Origin of the sequence: Bacillus tequilensis KCTC 13622, from assembly GCF_000507145.1 — a bacterium.
GTDB classification, from domain to species: Bacteria; Bacillota; Bacilli; order Bacillales; family Bacillaceae; genus Bacillus; species Bacillus tequilensis.
On sequence record NZ_AYTO01000007.1, the window covers coordinates 196,378 to 223,046 of the forward strand.

The window sequence follows — 26,669 nt, forward strand, 5'->3', positions numbered from 1 at the left end:
TCACTAATTATTCTTGAAAAAAAGACGATTGATCACCCTCTCTTTCTTCCCGCGTCATTCCAACGGCCAAACTCTTTCTTCATCCAAATATGCACCGGGTAGAAAAACAAACTGAACGGTATCAAAAATAATAGATTATGCCATGAAGCATTTAGAAAAGCGCGTGCTGTAACCGGGAATGTAATCTCCTGCAAGATAAAAGAGATAACAGTCAGCACAACAAACGCCGATGGAATCGTGACAAAGCAATAAAATTTAAGTTCCTTCTTATGCTGTACTTTCAAAATATACAAACCTCCTAACAATTTCTAATCAATCTTAACATATGTTGGCAGTTCTGTTCCTGCATGTTTATCACTGCACAGAGCGGGAAGACAAATAGAAAAAGGAGGTCTTGTCATGGGAAGACTTGAAAACAAAACCGCAGTGATCACAGGCGCCGCGACAGGCATTGGACAAGCGACGGCAGAGATTTTTGCCAATGAAGGCGCGCGTGTGATGATCGGGGACATCAATGAAGACCAAATGAAAGAAACAGTTGAAGCAATCAGACAAAACGGAGGACAGGCGGACGCCTTTCACCTCGATGTGTCAGATGAAAACAGTGTGAAAGCTTTTGCTGATCAAATCAAGGAGGCGTGCGGAACAATTGATATTTTGTTTAATAACGCCGGCGTTGATCAGGAAGGCGGAAAAGTCCACGAATATCCCGTTGATCTGTTTGACCGCATTATCTCCGTCGACTTGCGCGGCACATTCCTTTGCAGCAAATATCTGATTCCGCTCATGCTCGAAAAAGGAGGCTCCATCATCAACACCTCCTCCATGTCAGGCCGGGCCGCGGACCTTGACCGCTCCGGCTACAACGCAGCAAAAGGCGGTATCACCAACCTGACAAAAGCGATGGCGATCGACTATGCACGAGATGGCATCCGAGTTAATTCCATCTCTCCGGGTACGATCGAAACTCCGCTGATTGATAAACTGGCAGGCACCAAAGAACAGGAAATGGGCGAAAAATTCCGCGAAGCCAACAAGTGGGTCACACCGCTCGGACGCCTCGGTAAGCCGAAGGAAATGGCGACTGTGGCGCTATTCCTCGCGTCAGACGACAGCTCATACGTCACAGGAGAAGACATCACCGCAGACGGCGGCATCATGGCGTATACTTGGCCTGGGAAGATGCTGATTGATGAGAAATGGAAGGAAGAGACGAAATAAGAGAGGGGGTGCCCCTCTCTTTTTGTCTTTCAAAGCAATACCACCTTATACTTCTTCACATCCAAAAACTGCAAAAACTCCCTCGCCAGCACTTCTGGTTTATGCCCCTTCCCTTCATCAAGCCGATATGAAATCAGGCCGATTATCATCGCGGATACATAATAGGCATAAAGCTTTTTCTCCGCAGGCATGTCAGTCTGCTGGTGCAGGTAAAACGATTCCAGCGTTTTGAGCATCTCAGGCACGACATGCGGGACACCCCAATCCCGATTGAGCAAATGGACAATAGGCATGCGGTCTAAAGCAGAAAGCAGGCCGGCGAGTGACTCCTCCGCTTCTTCTAAGGAAAGCTCATTTGGACTTGAAGCAATCGTCAGGTGAGCAATGATCTCCGCACACGATTGCTGAATCATGGCCTGCAGCAATTCCTCTTTGCTGGCATAGTGATCATAAAAGGTTGCGCGGCGGATATTGCTTTTCCGGGTCATGTCAGAAATCGTGATGGCCGCGTAGTCTTTTTTCTCCGCTAACACATCCAGAAAGGCCTTCTGCAGCCCCTCCCTCGTTCGAATCACACGTCTGTCGATTTGCCTGTCCTCCCGCCGCTCTCCTGACACAGCCTGTCCAAACAGCCAATAAAACCGTTTTTGAGAAACAAGCTCCCATACCTTTTGGCTGATGGCTTCCGGAGACGCGTCCGCATCCTCATTCAGCCAATACAGGATAATCGCATACGTGTACAAGGCTCGGTAATGTCCGTAAATCTCCTGTTCGATCGACGTCAGATTCACATTCATCGGTGCCAGCAACACATCCTGCTGAAACACATCTTTAAAAAAACGATGGGCATTTTCTCTGTTCATCATCGTGCCAAAAAATGATCGATGCTCATGAACAAAGGACAGAGTCGGATGCACCGTTTGCCGTTTTTGATTTAAATGAAGGGTATCCATATGCTTGAAGGCGTCATAGAGCGCTTTTCCCAGCCCTTCCTTCATGTCTTCAATCACATCCTCAATGATGGAAAACTTGTCTTCATAATAAAGGTAGAGCGTCCCGCGGCTCACTTTCGCCTTTTCAGCAATTTCCTTCATTGTGATGTGTTGAATATCTCTTTCTTCCAATAAGGCCAGCAGTGCCTCTTTCACATGAGCTTCAGCCGATTCCGGCATAAAAGACACCTCCAATCTTAGACAAATGTTCGATATATGTACGGTAACGTATAGATGGTTCACCGTTGTCTTTCTCACAGAAAAGGTACCACTTTATAATAGGTCCGAGAAAAGAAGAAAGCAAATGAGGGGGATTTACAATGGAACAGCAAATAAAAGACGACATCCAGCGTGTCTTTCAGCTTCAGAAAAAACAGCAAAAAGCATTGCGCGCTTCAACAGCGGAACAGCGCAGAGAAAAGCTTCAGCGCTTTTTAGATTCCGTCATCGCCCATGAAGAAGAAATCATCGAAGCGATCCGCAAAGATGTCCGCAAGCCATATCACGAGGTCAAAAAAGCGGAAATCGAAGGAACAAAAAAAGCGATCAGAGATAATATGAACAACCTGGAAAAATGGATGGCGCCTAAAGAAGTGGGTTCATCGTTAAGCCCCGACGCGAACGGGGTTCTCATGTACGAGCCAAAAGGCGTCACACTCATCCTTGGCCCGTGGAACTATCCGTTTATGCTGACAATGGCGCCGCTTGCCGCTTCTATCGCAGCCGGAAACAGCGCGATTGTGAAGCTGTCCGATTTTACGATGAATACAAGCAACATTGCCGCAAAAGTAATCCGCGATGCTTTTGATGAAAAAGAAGTCGCGATTTTTGAGGGAGAGGTTGAGGTGGCGACCGAGCTTCTGGATCAGCCTTTCGACCACATTTTCTTCACCGGAAGCACAAATGTCGGAAAAATCGTCATGACTGCGGCGGCCAAACACTTGGCATCTGTCACACTTGAGCTTGGCGGCAAGAGCCCGACAATCATTGACAGTGAATACGATCTCATGGACGCAGCGAAAAAGATCGCCGTCGGCAAATTCGTAAACGCCGGCCAAACCTGCATCGCACCTGATTATCTGTTCATAAAAAAAGACGTGCAAGACAAGTTCGCGGGCATTCTACAAACAATCGTCAACGCTGGATTTATGCAGGATGATCACAACCCGGACCGCAGCAAATTCACGCAGATCGTCAATGACCGCAACTTCAACCGCGTCAAAGACCTTTATGACGACGCCATCGAAAAAGGGGCGGAAGTCGTGTTCGGCGGCGTATTTGATGCCAGCGATCGCACGATCTCGCCAACCGTCTTGAAAAACGTCACGCCCGACATGAAAATCATGCAGGAGGAAATCTTTGCACCGATCCTGCCGATGATGAACTATGAAGACATCGACCAAGTTATCGATTACGTAAATGATCGCGACAAACCGCTTGCGCTTTATGTATTCAGCCACAATCAGGACCTAATCGACAACGTCCTTCAGCATACGACTTCGGGAAATGCGGCCATTAATGATGTCGTCGTCCATTTCAGTGACGTCAACCTGCCATTCGGCGGCGTCAACACAAGCGGAATCGGCTCCTATCATGGGGTATACGGATTTAAAGAGTTTTCTCATGAGAAGGGTGTATTCATTCAAGCCGTTCAATAAGCATGTGAAGGGAATCTGCATGATCTTGCAGGTTCTCTTTTTTTATCATCCTATTAACCTAAATGCAAAAAGGAAAAATAAAGAAATAAATAGTAGTAAAATACTGTTTTCGCTACGAGACCAAATTCCTCTGATATATCTCATTGAAACACTCCATCCTCTGCCGTATAATATTCCAGGAAACTTCAAAGGAGAGAATTTTATACATGGAAAAACCAGCTGGATTTTGGATTCGGGCAGTTGCCTCTATTATTGATGATTTGATTATCTATTTTTTTGCTTTTATTATGATCCAAATTAATACCTTCATTGTCCTGCCTCTCATTGATGCAGGAAGCTCCAATATGACAGAAGATCAATATAAATTTTTTTTGCTGATATTCGGGACAATCCCTGTTATCGCCATCATATATATCTTCGGCATTCTTTATTATAGCTTGCTGACTTCTTCAAAAATGCAGGCAACACTGGGCAAAAAACTCATGGGCATCATCGTTGTCAATCAGTATGGCGAGCGAATTTCATTTTGGCACAGCTTCGGCCGTTTCTTCGCTTACATACCATCAGGAATTTTTTATATCGGTTACATCATGGCAGCTTTCCCCTCAAAACTGGCATTACACGATTATATTTGCGGGACAAAGGTTGTCTATAAAAATAAAAATCTTGATTGATGAAAAAAACAGGCTGCCGAGATCCCCTCGTCAGCCTGTTCTGCTATTTCCCAAAAGCCATCAGCTTCGTATAGCTTCCAATATAAAGCGTTCCGTCTTCAGCAAGCTGAGGAGAAGACACGACGTTGCTGTCGGTTTGATAGCTCCATAGCTCATTGCCGTTTGCGTCCGCCGCATAAACCTTCATATCATCAGATCCAAAATAAACGGTTCCCTTCGCGTCAATCAGCGGCGCCGTTCTGACAGGGCCTTCTGTGTAGAATGACCAGTTCATTTCCCCGTTTTTGCTGATGGAAAACAGCTCGCCGCTTCCTGAGCCGATATAGATGTTGCCGTTATGGTCGATCGCAGGCGATGAACTGGAGAATCCGTTGAGCGGGAATGTCCATTTTAAGCTGCCTGTTGACGTATACGCATACAGCTGTCCGTCTTGGTTTCCGGCATAAATGTTTCCATTCTTATCAATCACCGGATATCCTTTAAACGCATTTGATGTCGTTCTGGACCATTTCACTTGTCCGGTTCCAGAGTTGAGCGCATAAAATATGTTATTGTATGTGCCAACATAAACGGTGCCGTTGGAGGCAAGCACTGGCACAGAGCTGACAACGCCATTCGTTTTGAATTTCCAGCGCTCCGTCCAAGTTGATTTAGACGTTGGTTTGACCGCATGAATATAATTATCAAGTGTTGAGAAGTACAGTGTGCCGTCTGAACCGATCACCGTTTCAGAGCTTGGCCCGCCGCTTAACGGAACCGTTGTCAGGATCTCGCCTGTTTCCTTATCTATAAAATAAATCTTTTTGTCATAGGATGCCAGATAGATAACGCCATTGGTTCCGAGTACTGGAGATTGCGTGTATGTTTTCCCCAAATTGCCCGTCACCCATTTGACTGAGCCGTCCGGATTAAAGGCCTTCATTTCCCCGTCTCTGGAATGAAGATATATCGTGCCGTCTCCATCAACTACAGCCCCAGCACCATTTTGCGGAGTCGTTCTGATATCGTTTTGCCATTTCAGCGTCCCGTCTGTATTGCCAGCGAATCGGCTCTCGCGTGACCAGTTAAACATGGCAGGCGCCATAGCTTGTACATCATACCTTCCTGCCAAAAAGCCGGATGCCCCATTATTTTGAGAAAACACCGTTTCCGCCGCATAAGCAGCTGTCGGCTGAAGAACCTTTGCAGCGGGCATATCAGAAACAGCGCCGGCCGAAACAGCCGCCGCCACCGCAGCTCCCGCTATCAAAGTTTTCATACGAAATGACTTAACCATCATAGAGACCCCCATTTTATGTATTTTCTAATATGTGACCATCATAACATATTCATCCATTTTTTCATTTCCTTTCACAAAAACAACACAACTAAAAAACTATGTAAGATGGTTTGCTGATGTTTTTTCGGCAGCTGAACGAAATGCAGCCACAAACCAAATGACGTTGGCAGCCGCAGCAGCGAGACTAACCCCAATCACAAAGATTACCTCGGAAAACTGATGGTGGTCACTAAAGAGGCTAAACATTAAGATAAAACCGGCCGAAGACAAATGAATCAGCACCCCAAAGCCGCAAAGCGCCGCCATGACAAACCTCATTGCCTCTACTCCAAGCATGTAAATGAGAAAAGGAATGAAATACAATACAAGAATCATACCGACAGCTGACCACATGCCAACTGAATTAAACTGATTGGCCGCTCCTCCCGTCCCGGCCAGCGGCGAAAGTGAAGTTGCCACAATCACTGTGCAAAATAGAAACGCAGAAATGGCTGTCATGATCGCCACGCTGTTTTTTCTGGACATCAAACTCCTCCTTCGAATAGAAATATTAACCTTTTTATTATAATGAAGCCGGTTGGGAAATTCATTATATTTTAAAAAATCCCAGAACAGGGACGTAAATAAAATGGATATTACTAGTATATTCATATAGTAAAAACAAAGGATAAAAGACTCATTTTTCAGGCATATCAGGAGTTTATCACCATATCATATTGCACATACTTTTCTTTCAAAGTATACTATTCCAGATTAATTCAAAGGAGAGAGAAAAATACATGGAAAAATCAGCAGGATTTTGGATTCGTTTTTTAGCTTATTTTATTGATGGCATTATTATATCTGTTCCTAGTTATATTATTCTATTTATGATCAATACTGTGTTTGTAGCTGGATCTGTGGCAGCAAACCCTTACATGACGGAAGAAGAGTATTTTGTGAAATACATGACGCTTGCATTTTTCCCTACCATGCTGATCATGCTTGTCATCTGTGTATTATATTATGGTCTGCTCACAGCTTCTAAAATGCAGGGCACACTCGGCAAAAAAATTCTTGGCCTGAAAGTGGTCAATGAACAAGGCGGACGGGTTTCTGTCGGACAGGCAATCGGCCGTTACTTTGCATACATCTTATCTGGAATCATCTTTTATATCGGTTTTATCATGATCGCCTTTGGCGAGAAAAAAGGCCTGCATGACATCATTTGCAAAACTCGTGTCGTGTATAAATAATAGAAAAAAGTCTAGAGCCAATAGGCATCTAGACTTTTGTTTTCTTTACAATAGGCTGCCACGACAGATATGTAACACTTCTCCACAGCCACTCAAGCGGTCCCATCCGAAATATCCGAAGCCAAAGGTGGCTGAAGACCATTTGAACGGCACAAACAGCAATCGTAATGAGCACGCCGGCGGCAGGGTACACTTTCCCGTATAACCCCAAGCCGTAATGATAGAATATCCACGTACACACGATAGACTGCATCAGATAATTGGTAAATGCCATCCGCCCAACAGCGGAGAATGATTGCAGCACTGTTCCCACTCTTGTTTTATGATAAAGAAAAACAACCGTTGTGGCATAGAAAAACATGAGGAAAGGCGCGCCAATCAGCAAGAATATTTCCTTACCCGTTATACTGTACAGCGCTTGAGCGCCGATGCCGATGACTAGCCCAGCCAGCCACATTCTTTTTAAGCCTTTACGATGCTTTCCGGGTTCATGCAAATATCGTGACTTCGCCGCAGCGGCTCCCAGCAAAAACATGCTGAAATAAGGAATGGATGCAAAGAAGAAGTTGAGCGGGTTATACGTCAGCATGCCATTCGAAGACATGTAAACAAGACGATCATGGATCCGCTGTTCCGCAATGTCCTTCAAGCCGCCGCTTCCGTAAACATGGAGCGCTTGTTTTGCCTGCTGGGTTATCGCTTGTGCCCATTCCTGTCCGTTTGATTGATCAAAGCTGGTCAACATGAACGGAAGCGAAAACAGGAGATACAAAGAAACCGCCCATATCAGCAATGTTTTCGGCTTTGCTTTTCGAAATAAAAGCAGGACAAAGCCGAGCAAGGCGTATTCCGTTAAAATATCCCCGTCCCAAATCAAAAAGGCGTGAACCGTTCCAAATAAGAGGAGCGCCGCTAACCTTCTCGCATATAGCGGAACAAACCGCTTCCCTTTGCTTGCGGCCCTCTCCATCATGACAATCATGCCGAATCCAAATAAAAAGGAAAACAATAAAATACATTTTGTTTGAATGAAAAATGTCAAAATGTCGGCTGCCGCAAAATCAACCTCAGACCACTTTTCCGTAAAAAAAATTCTCTTTTCCAAGCATAGACAAATACATATCCGGATAACTGAAGTGTGCCAGATTGACAAATAAGATGCCGAAAATCGCCATTCCCCTCAGCATTTCCAGAACGCCAATCCGCTCATTTGTTAAAGTCGGCTGTAATGAAGACATAGCCATCACGCTCCTTTTTTCTGTACCTTAAGGGTATGAAAAAATGAAGCGCAGAAACATCGATTTAGGTGTCAGGCCGGCATGGCAACCTTACAATCCTGTCATCTTAATGTGCAATCAATTTACCTATAAACCGCTTCAATTGCTAATTCTTCTTTGCCATTCGGAGTGTACCACCCTTGCAGCTGGAACAGACGTGACGCTGTGTGAAGCACGTGAACATTCCCTCCTAGGTACGGCGGAGCGACTTATATCAATAAAAAAAGAACCCTGTGAATGTCAAAAAGGCTAAGAACCTTCTGAATGGGGTAAAGGTACAAAAACAGCGTTCAGGAGGGATTCTTAATGGCAAACGATGATGCAGTCACACATACAGAACAGCTTGAACAGCAGAACCCTGGCATGAACACGAGACTCAAGCTGAAAAAACTCAAAGATCAAGTGATCGTCATTACCGGCGCTTCAAGCGGAATTGGACTTGTCACTGCGAGAATGGCAGCTGAAAAAGGCGCAAAGGTCGTGGCAGCAGCGCGAAATGAAGACGCGCTGAAGGAGCTCACTGATGAACTGAAAGAACAAGGATACGACGCCATATGGGTGCAAGCGGATGTCGGAAAAGAAGAAGACGTCAACCGCATCGCAGAAACCGCAATCAGCACATTCGGCCGCTTTGACACATGGGTCAACAATGCCGCTGTCTCGATCTTTGGACACGCCATGGACGTCACCGTTGATGACATGAAGCGCATGTTCGACACAGATTTCTGGGGACCTGTTTACGGAACAAGAGCAGCCGTCAAACACTACACAAGCAGAGGCGTGCCGGGTGCACTCATCAATGTGGGAAGCCTGTTCGGCGACAGGGGAACCGTCATTCAATCCACATACGCCTCAGCCAAATTCGCGCTTCACGGCTGGACGGAAAGCATCCGAATGGAGCTCGAAAAGGAACAGGCGCCCGTCTCGGTTACGCTCATCCATCCGGGCAGAATTGACACGCCTTACAACGAACACGCGCACAGCTGCCTCGACAAACAGCCGGCGCATTACCGCTCCATGATCTACCCACCCGAAGCGGTCGCTGAAGCCATCCTGTTTGCCGCCGAACATCCGAAGCGCGACATGTACATCGGCTCACAGGCAAAAGCATTCGCCATGCTGGGCGCTCTTTTCCCCCGGCTGACTGACAGACTGATGGAAAAAATCATGTACCGCAGCCAGCATGCCGAAAGACCGTCCAAATCGCGGGAAGAAAGCGCGCTTTATGAAGCGGGGTACGGCATGCATGACAGAGGTACGAATAAAGGCTGGATGCGGTCAAGGAGCTATTATAAGAAAGCGACAAAACGCCCGATTTTATCTGCGGCTGCAGTGGCCGGACTGTTGGCTTGGGCTGCCGTCAAACGAAGCAGATAATCTCTGACCATAAGAAAAACCCATGCTGTTTCATCCAACACATGGGTTTTTTCATTAATCAATAAAGGCTTTGTTCATACGCTGCAAAAGCTCGCCGAACATCTCTTTTTCCTTCGCTGACCATTCATTCAGCATTTGTTCATAACGTTCAAGGCGCTTTTGCTTATCCGCTTTTAATGTTTGTTTCCCGAGCTTTGTAATGGTAAACAGGCTGACTCTGCCATCGGAAGGGTCTGAGAAACGATAGATAAGCTCCTTCGCCTCTAGTGCCGCCGCTTGTCTTGAAAGAGTAGAGATATCCAGTTTAAACGAATCGGCCAATTCCTTTACGCGGGCAGGCCCAAACTCATCCAATTGCCTCAGCAATAAGTACGAAGATCTCTCCAACTTCCCTGTTCTCTTCTCTGATTGATCCAGATACACAGCTCTCCTGATAAAAGTCGTCAGCTCATATTCAATTCGTTCAACTGAATTCTGTTTTTCCACTCGCTCTCGCTCCCCATTCCAATCTCCGATATTGACAACATCATATATACTTGTATAATACAAATGTATATCAACTGAATAAACTAAATGCATATTACACATTTCATTATTATACTTGTATAGTACAATCATATAAAAAGAAAGTAAAGTGATTCCTCAGAACCCGCGTCGAAGCAAGTCACCAGAAAGGAGGAAGCTGTTCGATTTTTAGAGCAGCCTTGATGTGAAAACCATACGAATTATTTTGCAAGTATTGATATTATATGTATTTTTTATGATCGGGGAAGCCATTCAGCATCTGCTTCATTTACCGGTGTCAGGAAGCATAGTCGGATTGGTATTGCTGCTGATCTGCCTTGGTCTCCGTATTGTTCCTGTTTCCATTATTGAAGACGGAGCAGGATTTTTATTGTCCTTTCTTCCATTATTGTTCATCCCGGCTATGACAGGAGTGATGAAATACCCGTCACTTCTGTCATTAAATGGTTTGATGCTGCTGATTACAGTCGTTCTCAGCACCATCGTCACGATCAGCGCGGCTGGATTCGCCAGCCAGTTATTGGAGAAAAAAGCAAAAAAACGTGAGGAGAAAGAGAAATGCAGCAAGCATGTATCGCAATGATTATCATTCTTTTAACAGTTGCCGCTTATGTAGCGATGGTCAAACTCTATAAGCGATTCCCACTTCCATTCCTTATCCCTGTTCTGACAACGACAATATTGATTGTCACGGTTTTGATTCTATTCCATGTTTCGTATCAGGACTATATGATCGGGGGAAAATGGATCAATTCTTTGCTTGGGCCGGCTGTTGTGGCGCTGGCCTATCCGCTTTATAAACAATGGCATATCATTGTCAAACATTGTGTTCCCATCATAGGCGGCGTACTGGTCGGACTAGGCATGGGAATGATCAGCGGGCTGATCTTCGCGGAGGCACTCGGGATTGATCATGATCTCTTATTATCCATTCTGCCGAAATCGATCACAACCCCTGTCGCCATCCAAATCGCCGCCGGTCTTGGCGGTGTCCCTTCCATGACAGTCGTCTTTGTCATGATTGCGGGCTTTTCAGGCGTCATCCTCGGGCCGCTTGTCCTAAAATGGCTTCGCATACGCAGTTCACTTGGCCAAGGCATCGCATTAGGAAGCGCCTCCCACGCACTGGGCACCTCAAAAGCATTCGAATACGGAGAACTGGCCGTCTCCATGAGTTCCGTCTCCATGACGCTTTGTGCGGTGCTTGGCTCATTCTTCGGCCCGCTCGTCGTCTGGCTGTTTCATATATAATTAAGAAAGACTGCCCCGGAGGAGGGCAGTCTTTTTTCGGGGATACAAACCGGCCTTTTTGCCTGTTTATTTTAGTTCTCCGATATCTCTTAAATATTGTTCACGCTCTTTTTTATCAGGGTATGCGGTTTTGATGTATTCTTCTTTTTCTTTCTTGCTGTATTCGCTCCAGTCTGTAAAACGGTTACCTACATCCTCAGGGTAACTCATTCCGTCCACTTTATTGGAATCATAAATTAAATCTGCGGAGAAGTAAAACTTATCTGGATTGTCATTTATATATCCATTTACAATTATTCTTCCCATTGGGTTTATTTCAATTTTATCCTCGAAGGTAATTGTTTTAATAAAGTTGTGAATATCTTCTTCCTTAAGATGTTCTTTAATTTTTGGCTTCATCTTTACAGCGTACTCTTCAGCTTTTTCTTGCTCACTTTTTTCTTTATTAGTAACGTCTGACGTTTTTACTATTTTATAAGTGAAGCCAATCATTACGATGAACAAAACGATCACATAAGCTAGTAATTTGAATCGCATTTGTTTTTTCATATTTTTATTTCTTTTCACCTATGTCTTTTAAATATTGATCACGTTCTTCTTTCGATAAACTATTTAAAAAGTCTTCTTTAACCTCCTTATCAAAATCATCCCAATTTTCAAATCTATCGCCTAAGTCTTTAGAAAAACTCATGCCATCTACCTTATTGGAATTATAGATTAGATCAGCAGAAAAATGAAACTTTTCTGGATCATCGTTGACATAGCCATCTATAATGATTCTCCCCATCGGGTTTATCTCTATTTCTTTTTCAAAGGTTATCGTTTTTATAAAATGATGAATGTCTTCTTTCCTTAATTTCTCTTCTACTTTCGGCTTCATTTTTTCTGCATATTCTTCCGCTTTTTCACGATCGCTTTTTTCTTCACTGTTCATATTTTTATTGCCCCCAGTTGTTTCTTTTGTATTGATTTTATAAAAATACAAGCTCCCTGCAATTAAGATAATTATAAGTGCTCCTGTAAACATCAATTTTTTCTTGGTTATCATTGGCAATTCATCCTTTTTATTTTATTATACAAGATATGTATAAAGATTAGGAGTGGCATAATTGGCTAAAAATAAGTCTATAAAAATTACGGATGAGGATTACAACCGTATATCGAGTGCTGCCTACGATATTCAAAACTATCATATTGGTGAAATTATTTATACTAGCAATGGGCAAAAGCTATACGTTATCGATTATAAAAAAACAGATAAGGGCCTTAACGCCCTCACCCTTGTTACTAGAAAGGATTTTCGTAATTCCCATCAAGGCAAACACCCAGAAAAAATCCAAAACGCCATCATCGCATACCGTGGATCAGAACCTATCAGTCTCGGCCAATTCCAAGATACAATAAAACAATATCGTGATAAGCGGGAACAGCTAATTAAAGAAGTAGAGAAGAAGGGGATCAACATTCCTGAAGATGAAGATGGTTCCTTTTATGACTCAGCAAAAGGGCTTTCTGAATACTCAAATGAGATACTGCAAGATTGGCTCCATATGGACACTAGTTATTTGGTTGGCAAAAAACCGTTTGATGACGGGACAGAGAACCAGGCGATTCAGGCAGACCAGTATGCAAAAAAAATACATAAAGACTTTAAAAATGCTGACATTCAAGTCACCGGTCACTCATTAGGCGGTTCTAATGCAAGCTATGCAGTCGTGATGAATGACTTTATCAAACGCGGTGTTACTTTCGAAAATCCCAACATATATGAAAACCTGCCTGAGGATGTCAAGGCTCGGGCGTTAAAAGGAGATTTCCGCAGCCGTTTAACAGAATATATCAATTTAAATGATGGATTATCTTTGCTGAATCGGGATGCTGCTGAAGTAGGTAAAGTGAAGGTGATGTATGACGAGGCTTTGCCGAACGGTGTACAAAATAATCGCCTCCCTGATGTAGTGAAGATGTTGGGCCTGGCATTTAAACATTACAACAATCAATCTCTTGATGTCACACTATTTGTCGAAGCCTTGATGGGAAGTCACGGTCTGGACCGATATACCTTCAATTCAGATGGCTCTGCCCAAACTGTAGATGATGTGTTAAAAAACAATCCAGAGTTTGCGGTAGCGATGCTTAAGCAAATGAAATCAACGAATGTGAAAGCCAATACAGGTGTTTCAATCCTCATTAAGTCACATGTATTGATGAATACAAGCACGCAGTTAAAACATATCGCTGAATCAGAATGGTCTAAGATTATACGCCAAATTGAAAGAATTGATGACAACATAAAGGATTCAATTGAGGATGTCAGAAATATGCATACACGAATGGTTGGCTTTGGCACATATGATGAATTATCAATTTCTGATGTCGATGATTTGATCAATAAGATCAAAATGAATAAACCCCATCACCTTTTTTACTCAAAAGAAAAATATGATCAGGCAGTAGATGCAGCGCTTCATTTACAGCACTTGCTTCAGATGGTGGCAGATGACCTTGGCCATATGGGACATGCTTACCATGATGCAGATCTGGCAGCAGCAAGCCGGATGGGGATTTCATAAGGAGAGAAAGAGACATGGATTTTATGAATAAAAAACCAACAGATGCAGACCGTTTTCTGCAAAAAGTGACGAACCAGCATTCAAGCACTTCGCTTTTTTCAAATGCCCATATGGCTACATCTGAAATGACACCAGAACAATTGGCGGCGTTCAAAGAGAAGAAAAGACAAGAACAAAAATTGGCTCTGATGAATTCTATCAAAAAACAACTAAGCTATGCTTTTCAGGAAGACCGTAAGAACTTGTCCTCCATCTATGATGACCTTACAGACGCCGAGCAGGCAGTTAAGGCGAAACGGGAACTCCTGGACCATTATATGTCAGGAAAAGCGATAGACAGTGTCACTGATAAAATGAAAGATCAGCTTTCATTTGATAAAGTTCGTTCCGACGTCTCGAGTTTGATAAATTCGATCGGATTATAATGGTTCATTAGAAAAAGCAGACTGCCATCAGTCTGCTTTTTCTTCTATGATTTAAAAAATTCAACCAACGGCTGAAAGTCCTTAGACAAATCAACGTCATTCGGCTCGGCTTGCAGCAGGCGGCCGATCATGCGCTCCAGCTCCTCAACATCGTTTTGATCCGTATACTCAATGAAGTTTAAGCTTTCGAGCCAATCCCGGTACGAATGTTTGGCTTTGCCGTAGCTGTTGCCAAAGACGAGGCAAGGTGTTTTGGTGATTATGGAGAAAATCATTGCGTGTAGGCGGTCAGTGATGACCAATTTACTTGAACCGATGCGGTCCAGCATCTCCATAAAATGCTTTTCACGGTCGGCGTAATCGATGGTGTCGACCGTATCCAGCACCGTATCGGTACGCTCCGTGTAAGTCGTTTGTTCTGCCCATTTCTTCATCTGTGAAATAAAATCTTCGTCGGTCACTTTCTCCTTATCGGCTCTTAAAATAAAGAGAACGCCGTCCCGCTCGAGCTCTTTCGGCACAATATCCAAGGAGAGCACCATATCCGGCGTAAAGATCACATTGGAGTTGAAGGTCTGGTTTACAACATCAAGCGTCTGCGTCTCGCGCGCGGCAATCGTTAAGTTTGGATTTTGATGGTACGCGTCCTGCGTTTTCTTCTTTTCTTGATTGCCTTCCTCCGTATCTTCAAAATAAACGGACTGCGGGAGAGAAATCGATTTGTAGTCCTTAAACGCCGAGAAGACCTTTCTTCTGTCTTCCTCAATATCGAGATAAAGGTTTCCTAAATTCCCTCCGCCTGTAAAGCAGACAATATCGTCTTCACGGATAATCTCCTTCACCAGTTCAATGCCCTCATCCGTCGCATAATCCATAATTTCAATGTATTCATAATACGGAAAACGGTTTTTGATAAACTTCTCTTCCGCATACGCAATCGCCTGGTCACCGATATTTGTGTAACTCGGGGAACCGAACAAAAATACTTTTCGTTTATCATTTAACAAGGCTTCTGGTTCTACGTTTGGTGCTATGCCTTTTACGAGTTTTTTACCTTTGATTTCCTGTACTGTCATGTCTTTGTCCTCCTTCTGGGATGAATGTCTCATTGTGCGGTTAACTATCTCTACCCAAAAAGGAGGATGGCTATGCATCGGCGTGTGCGCCTGCTAGATCAGAAACATCGTTCTCGCCAACTTGATGGATGCCGCAATGTCCCGAGCTGTTCTTTCCATATATTCCGCGGCATGTTCAAACGCGTCTTCAAGCGGCACAGCTCCGGGAACGATGCTGAAAAGCGCGTCGATTCCGTGTTGATAGACAGCACCACTGTCTCTTGATATTGATCCTGCAATGCCAATAACGGGCACATCATAGGATTTAGCCGCCTTGGCCACGCCGATCGGCGTTTTTCCATAAATGGTTTGGCTGTCAATCCGTCCCTCACCTGTAATCACAAGATCGGCATCCTGCACTTCATTTTCAAAATCAACCGCTTCAAGGACAATATCAATGCCTCTTTTCAGCTCAGCCTGAAGAAAAGCCAGCAGACTCCACCCAAGGCCGCCTGCTGCGCCGGCGCCCTCTGTTTCTCTGAAGGTTGTTCCGAGCGCTTTTTCTGCCACATCAGCGAAATGGGCCAAGTGCTGATCCAGGGCATTAACCATGTCGGCTGTCGCACCTTTTTGCGGCCCGAAAACAGATGCAGCACCTCTTGGACCTGTTAATGGATTGTCCACGTCGCAGGCGACCTCCAGCTTGACATGATAGATTCTGGGATCAAGCCCGCTTACATCTATGGATGCGAGCTGAGACAACGCGCCGCCCCCGGGGCCGATCTCACGGCCTGATTCATCAAGAAGCCTTCCGCCCAATGCTTGAATCATTCCGGCTCCTCCGTCGTTCGTTGCGCTTCCGCCAATCCCGATGATCAACCGCTCCGCACCCGCATCAAGAGCCGCCGCGATCAATTCTCCCGTACCCCTTGTAGTAGTGGCGAGCGGATCACGCTTTTCAACAGGGACGAGATGCAGTCCTGAGGCAGCAGCCATTTCAATTACAGCCGTTTTCCCATCTCCCATCATGCCCAAAAACGCTTTCACCGATTCCCCCAGCGGCCCTGTAACAACCTGCTCTGTGATCCAACCGTTAGTAGCATCAACCAGAGAGCGAACGGTGCCCTCGCCGCCGTCTGCCATCGGCAGTTTTCTGCAATCCGCGTCAGGAAAAACCGATGTAAAACCTCTTTCTATTGCGTCGGCAGCCTCCAGAGCCGACAAGCTTTCCTTAAAAGAATCAGGTGCAATGATAATTTTCATCCCAATCGCCTCTTTCAAAACATGATTCTCGTAATCTATTTATCTCCAATGTATCATATCCACTTTGGAAATACATACCATTTATTCAGGAAAAATTTTATTAGAAATTAGAAATGAAAGTGTTTGCACAAATGACACATTCGCGTTATCATACTTGTATACAAGTATACTCCTTTAATGAGGAAGGTGAGTGTATGCTAGACGCCAAGGACCTGTTGTATCCTGCAAAATGGCTCGCAAAAGCGTCAACCGGTGTTCGTATCGCATGCGAGCTGAGAATGCGGATCATTTCAGGTGTCATTGAAAGCGGTACCATTTTATCAGAAAATACGATTGCCTCCGATTTTTCAGTAAGCCGTTCGCCGGTTCGCGATGCGTTAAAAATACTCGCATCCGAAAAAATCATCCGCTTAGAACGAATGGGAGCGGTTGTCATTGGGTTAACTGAGAAAGAAATCGCGGAAATTTATGATGTGCGTTTACTATTAGAAACGTTTGTCTTTGAACAGCTTGTCAAAATTGACATTGAGCCTTTAGTTAAGGATCTCAGCAAAATACTTGAAATGATGAAAGTTTCCATCAAATACGAGGACGCAGACGAATTTTCATTTCAAGATGTGCTATTCCATGAAACGATTATCCGGGCCATCGATCATTCATATATTCAGATGATCTGGAACAATCTAAAACCTGTTATGGAAAGCTTTATTCTGTTATCTATGCGGGTACGGTTAAAGGAAAAACATGAAGACTTCACAAGGATTTTAGATAACCATGAGCTTTATATTCAGGCCATTAAAGCAAAGGACAGGGCGCTGATGATTCAGTCTCTTCATCAAAACTTTGACGACGTACAAGAAAAGGTAGAAGACCTGTGGCTCTCACAACAAATGCTGGCAAAAGGAGCTGAAAGCAACAATGACTAGTTATATGTTAGGAATCGACATCGGCACGACAAGCACAAAAGCTGTGTTATTCAGTGAAAACGGAGACGTGGTACAGAAAGAAAGCATCGGCTATCCGCTCTATACGCCGGATATCTCAACAGCTGAACAAAATCCGGAGGAGATTTTTCAAGCAGTCATCCACACAACAGTGAGAATTACGAAACAGCATCCCGAAAAACAAATCTCATTCATTTCGTTCAGCAGCGCCATGCACAGCGTGATTGCAATCGACGAAAATGACAAGCCGCTGACGCCTTGCATTACATGGGCCGATAATCGGAGCGAAGGCTGGACACATAAGATCAAAGATGAATGGAACGGGCATGAGGTGTACAGACGGACAGGAACACCGATCCATCCGATGTCGCCGTTAAGTAAAATTGCTTGGATCACGAATGAACGAAAAGACATCGCTTCCAAAGCAAAAAAATATATCGGCATCAAAGAGTACATTTTTAAACAGTTATTCAATGAGTATGTCATCGATTATTCTTTGGCCTCAGCGACAGGCATGATGAACCTGAAAAACTTAGATTGGGATGAAGAGGCACTGCGCATCGCAGGCATCACGCCGGATCACTTGTCCAAACTCGTGCCGACAACCCAGATCTTTCAGAACTGCCGTCCGGAATTAGCAATCCAAATGGGAATCGATCCGGAAACACCGTTTGTCATCGGCGCCAGCGACGGCGTGCTGTCCAATCTTGGCGTCAACGCCATTAAGAAGGGCGAGATTGCCGTGACCATCGGGACAAGCGGCGCCATCCGCACAATTATTGACCAGCCGCAAACCGATGAAAAGGGACGAGTTTTCTGCTACGCCTTGACGGACAAGCATTGGGTAATCGGCGGACCTGTAAACAATGGCGGCATCGTTCTTCGCTGGATCAGAGACGAGTTTGCCTCTTCCGAAATCGAAACAGCGACACGATTGGGCATTGATCCATATGATGTGCTGACGAAAATTGCCCAACGCGTCAGACCGGGTTCTGACGGTCTGCTGTTCCACCCATACCTCGCCGGAGAACGCGCTCCGTTGTGGAATTCCGATGTGCGCGGCTCATTTTTCGGCCTGACCATGTCGCATAAGAAAGAACATATGATACGCGCGGCATTAGAGGGTGTCATTTACAACCTGTACACGGTGTTCCTGGCGTTAACAGAATGCATGGACGGCCCGGTAACCCGCATTCAGGCAACAGGGGGATTTGCAAGGTCAGAGGTTTGGCGCCAAATGATGGCGGATATCTTCGAATCAGAGGTTGTCGTACCGGAAAGCTACGAAAGCTCGTGTCTCGGCGCCTGCATTTTAGGCCTGTATGCGACAGGAAAAATTGATTCATTCGATGCCGTGTCCGACATGGTCGGCAGCACGCACAGACACACGCCGATCGAAGACTCAGCCAAAGAGTACAGACAATTAATGCCGATTTTCATTAACCTATCAAGATTATTAGAACATCAATATACACAAATTGCAGACTATCAAAGGGGCTTAATCACACCCAACTAGCACATGACATGAAGGGGAGGGCACTACCATGCCATTAATCATTGTTGCACTTGGGATCTTAGCTTTACTGCTTTTGATTATGGGCTTAAAATTAAACACATTTATTTCCTTGCTGATCGTATCGTTCGGCGTGGCATTGGCACTCGGGATGCCGTTCGATAAAGTTGTCAGCTCCATTGAAGAAGGAATAGGGGGAACCCTTGGCCACATCGCGCTTATCTTCGGACTCGGTGCGATGCTGGGCAAGCTGATCGCGGATTCTGGAGGCGCACAGCGCATTGCGATGACGCTCGTCAATAAATTCGGCGAGAAAAACATTCAATGGGCCGTTGTCATAGCCTCATTCATTATCGGTATTGCGTTATTTTTTGAAGTAGGCTTGGTTCTATTAATTCCGATTGTATTTGCGATTTCACGAGAATTGAAGATTTCTATTTTATATCTCGGAATTCCAATGGTCGCAGCGCTGTCCGTCACGCACGGTTACCTGCCTCCGCATCCTGGACCTACGGCGATTGCCGGCGAGTACGGCGCAAACATTGGGGAAGTCCTGCTGTACGGCTTTATCGTTGCTGTTCCGACAGTGTTCATCGCAGGGCCTTTATTTACAAAGTTTGCGAAAAAAATCGTTCCTGCATCATTTGCGAAAAACGGCAATATTACATCACTCGGCACACAAAAAACGTTCAAGCTTGAGGAGACACCCGGCTTCGGAATCAGCGTTTTTACTGCAATGCTTCCGATTATCATCATGTCGGTCGCAACCATTATCAACCTCCTTCAGGAAACAATCGGATTTGCGGATAACGGAGTTTTAGCATTTATCCGATTGATTGGAAACGCATCGACTGCTATGATTATCTCGTTATTGGTTGCAGTCTATACAATGGGCATCAAACGCAACATTCCAGTCAAAACCGTGATGGACTCTTGTTCAACTGCCATTTCACAAATCGGTATGATGCTTCTGATCATCGGGGGAGGCGGCGCCTTCAAACAAGTGCTGATCAACGGCGGTGTCGGCGATTATGTAGCAGACCTGTTCAAAGGAACGGCATTATCGCCAATTATTCTTGCTTGGCTCATCGCTGCGATCCTGCGCATTTCTTTAGGGTCAGCCACTGTTGCCGCGCTAAGCACAACAGGACTAGTCATTCCGCTATTGGGGCATTCTGATGTTAACCTGGCATTAGTCGTGCTCGCAACTGGCGCCGGAAGTGTCATTGCCTCACACGTCAATGACGCCGGCTTCTGGATGTTCAAGGAGTACTTCGGTTTAAGCATGAAAGAAACATTTGCCACATGGACGTTGCTGGAAACGATTATTTCCGTTGCTGGACTGGGATTCATATTATTGTTAAGTTTAGTTGTATGAAATTGATGAAGGAGCTGTAACACATGTTCAATACGATTGGTGTCATAGGCCTAGGCGTAATGGGAAGCAACATCGCCTTAAACATGGCAAACAAAGGTGAAAACGTCGCCGTCTATAATTACACCAGAGATTTAACGGACCAGCTTATCCAAAAGCTGGATGGACAATCTCTCAGCCCGTACTACGAGCTTCAGGATTTTGTTCAATCGTTAGAGAAACCAAGAAAAATCTTTTTAATGGTCACAGCGGGGAAACCCGTAGATTCCGTCATCCAATCATTAAAGCCTTTGCTTGAAGAAGGCGACGTCATCATGGACGGAGGAAACTCCCACTATGAAGACACAGAAAGAAGATATGACGAGCTGAAGGAAAAAGGCATCGGCTACCTGGGTGTCGGCATTTCCGGAGGCGAAGTCGGCGCATTAACAGGGCCTTCTATCATGCCGGGCGGAGATCGCGACGTCTATGACAAAGCCGCTCCCATCCTGACAAAAATCGCAGCTCAAGTCGGAGAAGATCCGTGCTGTGTCTACATCGGACCAAAAGGGGCCGGGCATTTTACAAAAATGGTGCACAACGGCATTGAGTATGCCGACATGCAGCTGATTGCAGAAGCGTATACGTTTCTGAGAGAAACGCTGCGTCTGCCGCTCGATGAGATTGCCTCTATTTTTGAAACATGGAACCAAGGTGAGCTGAAAAGCTATTTAATAGAGATTACAGCTGAGATTTTACGCAAAAAAGATGACCAAACAGGACAGCCTTTGATCGATGTCATCCTTGATAAAACCGGCCAAAAAGGCACCGGAAAATGGACGAGCATGCAGGCGATTGATAATGGCATCCCGTCCACGATCATCACAGAGTCCTTGTTCGCCCGCTACCTGTCATCCTTAAAAGAAGAACGCGTAGCGGCTCAAGATGTGTTAGCAGGTCCGGAAACGGAAGAAAAACATTTTGATAAAGACACGTGGATTGAATACGTCAGACAGGCTCTTTACATGGGGAAAGTATGTGCCTACGCACAAGGCTTTGCCCAATACAAAATGTCATCTGAGCTTTACGGATGGAATCTGCCGCTCAAAGACATCGCCTTGATTTTCCGAGGCGGCTGCATCATCCGCGCAGATTTCCTAAATGTCATCAGCGAAGCATTCAGCGAGCAGCCAAACCTGTCAAACCTGATGATTGCGCCTTATTTCTCAGATAAGCTCCAGTCTTATCAAACAGGCATGCGCAAAGTCGTTTGTGAGGGCATCAGCACCGGAAGCTCATTCCCATGCTTAACAACAGCGCTCTCTTATTACGACGGCTACCGCGCAGGTCGTTCCAATGCGAACCTCTTGCAGGCGCAGCGCGATTACTTCGGCGCCCATACGTACGAACGAACAGATATGGACGGCGTTTTCCATACGAATTGGTCTGAATAACTGTCATAAAAAAACACGGTCAGTTTCAACTGAACCGTGTTTTTTTCATCTCATCTAACAAAGAGAATATTCCTCTGAAAACATAAGTCGTGTTATAAATATCATAAACAGTGATACAATAATAGCTAGAAACAATCCCCAATAAAGTAAAAGTTACCGCTTGCTCATTGTGTCATAAAATGTTCAAATGCCTAACAGCTCTGATGCACAAAAGTCCCGAAAAACCTTGTCTAATTGAGAATCAGTCCCTTTTTACATTCTCAGCTGCCATCACAGAAATGCCAAAATCCTTCCTGTCACACCTTATACAAAATGAAAAAAAGTCATGTATTAGCGGGGTTTTGGCTTGACAAAAAATATATATTAATTAATAATTGGTATATAATTAGAATTATTATTGAAAGCGCATATGCTTTCTAATACATTTTTAGGAGGAATATACATTATGTCTTTAATCGGTAAAGAAGTACTTCCATTCGAAGCAAAAGCATTCAAAAACGGTGAATTCATCGATGTAACAAACGAAGATTTGAAAGGCCAATGGAGCGTATTCTGCTTCTACCCAGCAGATTTCTCTTTCGTATGCCCAACTGAGCTTGAAGATCTTCAAAACCAATACGCTGCACTTAAAGAATTAGGTGTTGAAGTATACTCTGTTTCTACAGATACTCACTTCGTACACAAAGGCTGGCATGACAGCTCTGAAAAAATCGGCAAAATCACTTACGCAATGATCGGTGACCCATCTCAAACGATCTCTCGCAACTTCGATGTTCTTGACGAAGAATCTGGTCTTGCTGACCGCGGAACATTCATCATCGATCCAGACGGCGTCATCCAAACTGTTGAAATCAATGCAGGCGGTATCGGCCGTGACGCAAGCAACCTAATCAGCAAAGTAAAAGCAGCACAATACGTCCGTCAAAACCCAGGTGAAGTTTGCCCGGCGAAATGGGAAGAAGGCGGCGAAACGCTTACACCTAGCCTTGATCTAGTAGGTAAAATCTAAGGAGTGCATTCCATTGGGACTTGATGCAAATATCAAAGCACAATTAAATCAATACATGCAGCTAATTGAGAATGACATTGTTCTCAAAGTTAGCGCAGGCGAAGATGACACTTCTAAGGACATGCTGGCTCTCGTTGATGAGCTGGCTTCCATGTCCTCTAAAATTTCAGTTGAAAAAGCTGAATTAAACAGAACGCCAAGCTTCAGTGTCAATCGTGTCGGAGAAGACACTGGCGTTACATTCGCCGGTATCCCTCTTGGCCACGAATTTACATCATTAGTTTTGGCATTGCTCCAAGTGAGCGGCAGACCGCCTAAGGTAGACCAAAAAGTCATTGATCAGGTGAAGAAGATCAGCGGTGAATACCACTTTGAATCTTATATCAGCCTGACATGCCACAACTGTCCTGACGTTGTACAAGCTTTAAACATGATGAGCGTGCTGAACCCGAACATTACGCACACGATGATTGATGGTGCGGCATACAAATCAGAAGTTGAAAGCAAAAACATCATGGCGGTGCCGACAGTTTACCTGAATGGGGAATCCTTCGGCAGCGGCCGGATGACGCTTGAAGAAATTCTTGCAAAAATGGGCAGCGGTGCAGACGCATCTGAGTTTGCTGACAAAGAGCCGTTTGACGTTCTTGTTGTCGGAGGCGGACCTGCTGGCGCAAGTGCAGCAATCTACACTGCGCGTAAAGGCATCCGCACTGGTGTAGTCGCTGAACGCTTCGGCGGACAGGTTCTCGACACCATGAGCATCGAAAACTTCATCAGCGTCAAAGCGACTGAAGGGCCAAAGCTTGCTGCAAGCCTTGAAGAGCACGTAAAGGAATATGATATTGATATCATGAACCTCCAGCGCGCAAAACGCCTTGAGAAGAAAGACCTTTTCGAACTTGAACTTGAAAACGGCGCTGTCCTGAAAAGTAAAACAGTGATCCTGTCAACAGGTGCCCGCTGGCGCAATGTCAACGTACCTGGTGAACAAGAGTTCAAAAACAAAGGTGTCGCATACTGCCCGCACTGTGATGGGCCATTGTTTGAAGGCAAAGACGTAGCGGTTATCGGCGGCGGAAACTCTGGAATCGAAGCAGCGATTGACCTTGCAGGTATTGTCAATCACGTTACTGTGCTCGAGTTCGCGGCGGAGCTGAAAGCAGACGAAGTGCTGCAAAAACGTCTTTACAGCCTGCCAAACGTCACTGTGCACAAAAATGCACAAACAAAAGAAATCACAGGCGACCAGAGCGTAAACGGCATCACATACGTAGACCGCGAAACAGGCGAAGAAAAACACGTTGAACTCCAAGGTGTATTCGTCCAAATCGGTCTCGTGCCAAACACAGAATGGTTAGACGAAACGGTTGAACGCAACCGCATCGGCGAAATCATCGTCGACAAGCACGGCGCGACAAGCGTTCCAGGCTTATTCGCTGCCGGCGACTGCACAGACAGTGCGTACAACCAAATCATTATTTCAATGGGATCAGGTGCAACCGCCGCTCTCGGCGCGTTTGATTACCTTATCCGCAACTAATAAAAGAAAGCCGCAATATTGCCAGATTGGCATCATTGCGGCTTTCTTTTTTATTCCAAAAATATTGCGCGTTTTATACATTTGTAATATAGTTGTAATGTTAGAGAATGGTCACTTGACACTCAGCATATTTGCTGTTTTTAATGCGATACGCACTGATTTTCGATTTAACGTGCCCTGATACTTTTTGACCTTGTTCTTGAGATCTTTAATGGTTTTTTCCTTTTGGGCGTTTTCTAATACCATAAGCGCTTCCCAGCGTTTCGCTGTTTCTGTGGAACTGCAGCCGCTAACTGTAGTCACAGGAGGAAGAAGCTTCGTGTTAGATAGTTTTTCGTCAAAAGGAACAGTATCAAGTATCGCTTTCTCTTTATAAATATGATCAAGCTCATTTTGATCCAGAAAGCTGATGAAATGGTCAAAGTTTTGTGCTTGCCGTTTTTCAGGCTGATGAAAATCAAGGGTTTCAATTAGTTGTGACAGTTTTGTCTTCTCTGTGATCTCATTGGCCATGACATGCGTTAACTGATGATACTCAGCTAATTCCCGCATTCTGGCGTCTTTCGGGAGCAGCAGGCTTGGTGTTCCGGCAATCGTTGCTGCGATATTCCCATGCAGCCTTGCACCGAAGCTTAAATCAGCTTGTCTCAGGAAATCCAGCCAAGTCGGCACATTTAAAAAGAACCGGACTCTATCATTTTGGTAAGCCGGGTCTTCCATGCTGACCGGGTAATTATCGGCAGGCTTCGCTAAGGCAGGCGCACCTGCATATGTCAGAATCATCTCTTTTCGCCATTGCGGGATAAAGTAATGATTCGGGAACTCTTTCATGCTTCTCGTAATGAAGTCCAGCACATGCTTAGGAGACAGCTTTGATGAGTTAACCGTCACCATTGATTCAAATGTAATATTGGTTTCTCTTATCTTCAATTCCCTTCCAAACGCATACATCGAAGGACAGCCAATTACCGTATGGTCAATCCCTTCACGGAATCCTAATCTGGAAAGGTATTTCGCTGTAATTTCACCGCGGACACCAATCATATTGGATCTCTCCAGCACGGCACTCACAAACGCCTTTACATCCTCATCAAAAGGAAAACCTTCATTTAATTTTGGTTCAAATGGCGCCCGCAGCCCAACACCAATCACAACAACCGGAATGGTTAGTTTCTTTATCAATTGGGTATATTTCCTTAAAGAAGGCACGAAATCCTTTCGGAATGCATCTGCCAGCGGGATAATATACATATCATATGTTTTATTCATTTCCTCAGCATCCGCCGGATTAATCCGATAATAATCAGGAGTAATCGTTGTTCCCTCTTTCATCAGCGTGCGAAACACACTGTAGGCATATACTAAGTTTCCCACGTTGCCGCCAATAGAGTTGCGAACAATCATTTCAGCTGCATTGAATGTATCAAATGGTGATATACCAGCTCTTATTAATATATTTTTCAATGTGATGTTGCCCCTTCCTCGCCAAATTTTAATCAGGAGATGTGCTTAGGGAACTCAATCATAATCTTAAACTCTTCAGCCGGACACCCTCTTTCATCCCTTTTTACTCACAAACTCTCTTTCTTCTATTAAATTATACAAAAAAGCATCTTACAGGTGAAATCATAACATAGCGATCAGCATTGGTAATCTATTCCCATCAACGGGTATCAGAACACATCACATCAAAAAACCCGAACCGGCAAAAGTGCACCATTCGGGTCGCAGCTTACAATTCCTCGCCACTCGTTTGAATGACGTTTATATATCGCTTCATCGATCCGTTTCCTTCATTGTCTCGAGCAACATAGATCATGATTTCATTTCGCCTGTTATAAAGGAGACGATTTCAGTAATGCCCCAAGTCGTATAGCGGTTTAAACATAGCTTTATGTTGTCATGAGCAATCCTTTTTCTTTTACTAACCCTTCAGTAAAAAAAGTAGTGTTCGTAAGCAGAAAGCTATTAGTGATGTACTAGAATGAAAAGTCTCATCAATTGAAAATGTATATAGAGGCAGTTCGATATGATGAAATTTTAGTTA

The 26,669-nt window shown here is 44.7% G+C and carries 25 protein-coding genes and 3 pseudogenes; 15 read left to right on the forward strand and 13 right to left on the reverse strand.

The genetic code is table 11. From position 1 onward, the window contains the following. Positions 1-32: 32 nt before the first annotated feature. Positions 33-284 carry a hypothetical protein gene (locus V756_RS0102555; protein ID WP_024713283.1) on the reverse strand — a complete coding sequence of 84 codons (252 nt, stop codon included), beginning with the start codon at positions 282-284 and terminating at the stop codon, positions 33-35. 115 nt (positions 285-399) lie between these two features. Here V756_RS0102555 and V756_RS0102560 point away from each other — a divergent pair, with 115 nt between their 5' ends. Next, a complete protein-coding gene (locus tag V756_RS0102560; RefSeq protein WP_024713284.1) occupies positions 400-1,221 on the forward strand; it encodes an SDR family oxidoreductase in 822 nt (273 codons plus the stop codon). A 29-nt stretch (positions 1,222-1,250) separates the two neighbouring features. On the opposite strand, the gene V756_RS0102565 is transcribed toward V756_RS0102560, so the two are convergent. Then, positions 1,251-2,393: a TetR/AcrR family transcriptional regulator gene (locus tag V756_RS0102565; protein ID WP_024713285.1), complete on the reverse strand. Its 1,143-nt coding sequence runs from the start codon at positions 2,391-2,393 to the stop codon at positions 1,251-1,253. A 140-nt stretch (positions 2,394-2,533) separates the two neighbouring features. On the opposite strand from V756_RS0102565, the gene V756_RS0102570 reads away from it, so the two are divergent. Together V756_RS0102570 and V756_RS0102575 are read left to right on the forward strand one after the other, a co-directional pair. Continuing rightward, on the forward strand, positions 2,534-3,871 hold the full coding sequence (locus tag V756_RS0102570) for an aldehyde dehydrogenase family protein (protein WP_024713286.1): 1,338 nt from the start codon (positions 2,534-2,536) through the stop codon (positions 3,869-3,871). A gap of 206 nt (positions 3,872-4,077) precedes the next feature. Continuing rightward, positions 4,078-4,545: an RDD family protein gene (locus V756_RS0102575; RefSeq protein WP_024713287.1), complete on the forward strand. Its 468-nt coding sequence runs from the start codon at positions 4,078-4,080 to the stop codon at positions 4,543-4,545. Between the two features lie 43 nt (positions 4,546-4,588). On the opposite strand, the gene V756_RS0102580 is transcribed toward V756_RS0102575, so the two are convergent. Beyond that, positions 4,589-5,821 carry an outer membrane protein assembly factor BamB family protein gene (locus tag V756_RS0102580; protein ID WP_024713288.1) on the reverse strand — a complete coding sequence of 411 codons (1,233 nt, stop codon included), beginning with the start codon at positions 5,819-5,821 and terminating at the stop codon, positions 4,589-4,591. A 99-nt stretch (positions 5,822-5,920) separates the two neighbouring features. Then, on the reverse strand, positions 5,921-6,349 hold the full coding sequence (locus tag V756_RS0102585; protein WP_024713289.1) for a DUF5391 family protein: 429 nt from the start codon (positions 6,347-6,349) through the stop codon (positions 5,921-5,923). 254 nt (positions 6,350-6,603) lie between these two features. On the opposite strand from V756_RS0102585, the gene V756_RS0102590 reads away from it, so the two are divergent. Next, positions 6,604-7,059 (forward strand): RDD family protein, encoded by a 456-nt coding sequence (locus V756_RS0102590; RefSeq protein ID WP_024713290.1) that lies wholly within the window; start codon positions 6,604-6,606, stop codon positions 7,057-7,059. A gap of 28 nt (positions 7,060-7,087) precedes the next feature. Here V756_RS0102590 and V756_RS01000000121740 read toward each other — a convergent pair. Together V756_RS01000000121740 and V756_RS1000000124790 are read right to left on the reverse strand one after the other, a co-directional pair. Next, positions 7,088-8,297: pseudogene (locus V756_RS01000000121740) on the reverse strand (DUF418 domain-containing protein). A gap of 131 nt (positions 8,298-8,428) precedes the next feature. Further along, a pseudogene (locus V756_RS1000000124790) lies at positions 8,429-8,512 on the reverse strand (TetR/AcrR family transcriptional regulator); the annotation flags it as partial. A 130-nt stretch (positions 8,513-8,642) separates the two neighbouring features. On the opposite strand from V756_RS1000000124790, the gene V756_RS0102605 reads away from it, so the two are divergent. Then, positions 8,643-9,713, forward strand: coding sequence for an SDR family oxidoreductase (locus V756_RS0102605; protein WP_024713291.1), 1,071 nt, complete (start codon positions 8,643-8,645; stop codon positions 9,711-9,713). Between the two features lie 54 nt (positions 9,714-9,767). Here V756_RS0102605 and V756_RS0102610 read toward each other — a convergent pair whose 3' ends face one another. Beyond that, a complete protein-coding gene (locus V756_RS0102610) occupies positions 9,768-10,199 on the reverse strand; it encodes a MarR family winged helix-turn-helix transcriptional regulator (RefSeq protein ID WP_024713292.1) in 432 nt (143 codons plus the stop codon). A 223-nt stretch (positions 10,200-10,422) separates the two neighbouring features. Between V756_RS0102610 and V756_RS0102615 the strand changes: the two genes are divergently transcribed. Together V756_RS0102615 and V756_RS0102620 are read left to right on the forward strand one after the other, a co-directional pair. After that, complete coding sequence (locus V756_RS0102615) at positions 10,423-10,821, forward strand: CidA/LrgA family holin-like protein (RefSeq protein ID WP_024713293.1); 399 nt, start codon at positions 10,423-10,425, stop codon at positions 10,819-10,821. Continuing rightward, positions 10,797-11,489: an LrgB family protein gene (locus V756_RS0102620; protein ID WP_024713294.1), complete on the forward strand. Its 693-nt coding sequence runs from the start codon at positions 10,797-10,799 to the stop codon at positions 11,487-11,489. Before V756_RS0102615 ends, V756_RS0102620 begins: the two co-directional genes overlap by 25 nt. A 66-nt stretch (positions 11,490-11,555) precedes the next feature. Here V756_RS0102620 and V756_RS0102625 read toward each other — a convergent pair whose 3' ends face one another. Next, on the reverse strand, positions 11,556-12,038 hold the full coding sequence (locus V756_RS0102625) for a DUF1433 domain-containing protein (protein WP_370444932.1): 483 nt from the start codon (positions 12,036-12,038) through the stop codon (positions 11,556-11,558). Between the two features lie 4 nt (positions 12,039-12,042). Continuing rightward, on the reverse strand, positions 12,043-12,537 hold the full coding sequence (locus V756_RS0102630; RefSeq protein WP_024713296.1) for a DUF1433 domain-containing protein: 495 nt from the start codon (positions 12,535-12,537) through the stop codon (positions 12,043-12,045). A gap of 61 nt (positions 12,538-12,598) precedes the next feature. Here V756_RS0102630 and V756_RS0102635 point away from each other — a divergent pair, with 61 nt between their 5' ends. Beyond that, the gene (locus tag V756_RS0102635; RefSeq protein ID WP_024713297.1) at positions 12,599-14,062 is read left to right on the forward strand and encodes a DUF2974 domain-containing protein; all 1,464 of its coding nucleotides are present in this window, start codon (positions 12,599-12,601) and stop codon (positions 14,060-14,062) included. Positions 14,063-14,076: 14 nt separating this feature from the next. Next, positions 14,077-14,487 (forward strand): hypothetical protein, encoded by a 411-nt coding sequence (locus V756_RS0102640; protein ID WP_024713298.1) that lies wholly within the window; start codon positions 14,077-14,079, stop codon positions 14,485-14,487. 44 nt (positions 14,488-14,531) lie between these two features. On the opposite strand, the gene V756_RS0102645 is transcribed toward V756_RS0102640, so the two are convergent. Next, positions 14,532-15,563: a polysaccharide pyruvyl transferase family protein gene (locus V756_RS0102645; protein WP_024713299.1), complete on the reverse strand. Its 1,032-nt coding sequence runs from the start codon at positions 15,561-15,563 to the stop codon at positions 14,532-14,534. A 93-nt stretch (positions 15,564-15,656) separates the two neighbouring features. Continuing rightward, positions 15,657-16,805, reverse strand: coding sequence for a glycerate kinase (locus V756_RS0102650; protein WP_024713300.1), 1,149 nt, complete (start codon positions 16,803-16,805; stop codon positions 15,657-15,659). A 194-nt stretch (positions 16,806-16,999) separates the two neighbouring features. Here V756_RS0102650 and V756_RS0102655 point away from each other — a divergent pair, with 194 nt between their 5' ends. The 6 genes from V756_RS0102655 (at position 17,000) to ahpF (ending at position 24,622) form a co-directional block, all read left to right on the forward strand. Then, positions 17,000-17,731 carry a GntR family transcriptional regulator gene (locus tag V756_RS0102655; protein WP_024713301.1) on the forward strand — a complete coding sequence of 244 codons (732 nt, stop codon included), beginning with the start codon at positions 17,000-17,002 and terminating at the stop codon, positions 17,729-17,731. Continuing rightward, entirely contained in the window at positions 17,724-19,265 is a 1,542-nt protein-coding gene (gntK, locus tag V756_RS0102660) for a gluconokinase (protein WP_024713302.1), read from the forward strand. The genes V756_RS0102655 and gntK overlap by 8 nt, the downstream gene beginning before the upstream one ends. 28 nt (positions 19,266-19,293) lie before the next feature. Then, entirely contained in the window at positions 19,294-20,640 is a 1,347-nt protein-coding gene (gntP, locus tag V756_RS0102665; RefSeq protein WP_024713303.1) for a gluconate permease GntP, read from the forward strand. A 23-nt stretch (positions 20,641-20,663) separates the two neighbouring features. Further along, positions 20,664-22,070 (forward strand): decarboxylating NADP(+)-dependent phosphogluconate dehydrogenase, encoded by a 1,407-nt coding sequence (gnd, locus tag V756_RS0102670; RefSeq protein WP_024713304.1) that lies wholly within the window; start codon positions 20,664-20,666, stop codon positions 22,068-22,070. A 445-nt stretch (positions 22,071-22,515) separates the two neighbouring features. Then, the gene (ahpC, locus tag V756_RS0102675) at positions 22,516-23,079 is read left to right on the forward strand and encodes an alkyl hydroperoxide reductase subunit C (protein WP_024713305.1); all 564 of its coding nucleotides are present in this window, start codon (positions 22,516-22,518) and stop codon (positions 23,077-23,079) included. A 13-nt stretch (positions 23,080-23,092) separates the two neighbouring features. Further along, positions 23,093-24,622 (forward strand): alkyl hydroperoxide reductase subunit F, encoded by a 1,530-nt coding sequence (gene ahpF / locus V756_RS0102680; protein ID WP_024713306.1) that lies wholly within the window; start codon positions 23,093-23,095, stop codon positions 24,620-24,622. Between the two features lie 111 nt (positions 24,623-24,733). Here the strand turns inward: ahpF and V756_RS0102685 are convergent, their stop codons facing one another. Together V756_RS0102685 and V756_RS1000000124265 are read right to left on the reverse strand one after the other, a co-directional pair. Next, the gene (locus tag V756_RS0102685; protein ID WP_024713307.1) at positions 24,734-26,086 is read right to left on the reverse strand and encodes a polysaccharide pyruvyl transferase family protein; all 1,353 of its coding nucleotides are present in this window, start codon (positions 26,084-26,086) and stop codon (positions 24,734-24,736) included. Positions 26,087-26,354: 268 nt separating this feature from the next. After that, positions 26,355-26,542 (reverse strand): annotated as a pseudogene (locus tag V756_RS1000000124265) (6-phospho-beta-glucosidase); the annotation flags it as partial. Between the last annotated feature and the right edge of the window lie 127 nt (positions 26,543-26,669).

Coding starts and splice junctions, on each gene's coding strand:
- V756_RS0102560 (WP_024713284.1), top strand. CDS start 400: ATGGGAAGACTTGAAAACAAAACCGCAGTGATCACAGGCGCCGCGACA.
- V756_RS0102565 (WP_024713285.1), bottom strand. CDS start 2,393: ATGCCGGAATCGGCTGAAGCTCATGTGAAAGAGGCACTGCTGGCCTTA.
- V756_RS0102570 (WP_024713286.1), top strand. CDS start 2,534: ATGGAACAGCAAATAAAAGACGACATCCAGCGTGTCTTTCAGCTTCAG.
- V756_RS0102575 (WP_024713287.1), top strand. CDS start 4,078: ATGGAAAAACCAGCTGGATTTTGGATTCGGGCAGTTGCCTCTATTATT.
- V756_RS0102580 (WP_024713288.1), bottom strand. CDS start 5,821: ATGGTTAAGTCATTTCGTATGAAAACTTTGATAGCGGGAGCTGCGGTG.
- V756_RS0102585 (WP_024713289.1), bottom strand. CDS start 6,349: ATGTCCAGAAAAAACAGCGTGGCGATCATGACAGCCATTTCTGCGTTT.
- V756_RS0102590 (WP_024713290.1), top strand. CDS start 6,604: ATGGAAAAATCAGCAGGATTTTGGATTCGTTTTTTAGCTTATTTTATT.
- V756_RS0102605 (WP_024713291.1), top strand. CDS start 8,643: ATGGCAAACGATGATGCAGTCACACATACAGAACAGCTTGAACAGCAG.
- V756_RS0102620 (WP_024713294.1), top strand. CDS start 10,797: ATGCAGCAAGCATGTATCGCAATGATTATCATTCTTTTAACAGTTGCC.
- V756_RS0102625 (WP_370444932.1), bottom strand. CDS start 12,038: ATGAAAAAACAAATGCGATTCAAATTACTAGCTTATGTGATCGTTTTG.
- V756_RS0102630 (WP_024713296.1), bottom strand. CDS start 12,537: ATGATAACCAAGAAAAAATTGATGTTTACAGGAGCACTTATAATTATC.
- V756_RS0102640 (WP_024713298.1), top strand. CDS start 14,077: ATGGATTTTATGAATAAAAAACCAACAGATGCAGACCGTTTTCTGCAA.
- V756_RS0102645 (WP_024713299.1), bottom strand. CDS start 15,563: ATGACAGTACAGGAAATCAAAGGTAAAAAACTCGTAAAAGGCATAGCA.
- V756_RS0102650 (WP_024713300.1), bottom strand. CDS start 16,805: ATGAAAATTATCATTGCACCTGATTCTTTTAAGGAAAGCTTGTCGGCT.
- V756_RS0102655 (WP_024713301.1), top strand. CDS start 17,000: ATGCTAGACGCCAAGGACCTGTTGTATCCTGCAAAATGGCTCGCAAAA.
- gntK (WP_024713302.1), top strand. CDS start 17,724: ATGACTAGTTATATGTTAGGAATCGACATCGGCACGACAAGCACAAAA.
- gntP (WP_024713303.1), top strand. CDS start 19,294: ATGCCATTAATCATTGTTGCACTTGGGATCTTAGCTTTACTGCTTTTG.
- gnd (WP_024713304.1), top strand. CDS start 20,664: ATGTTCAATACGATTGGTGTCATAGGCCTAGGCGTAATGGGAAGCAAC.
- ahpC (WP_024713305.1), top strand. CDS start 22,516: ATGTCTTTAATCGGTAAAGAAGTACTTCCATTCGAAGCAAAAGCATTC.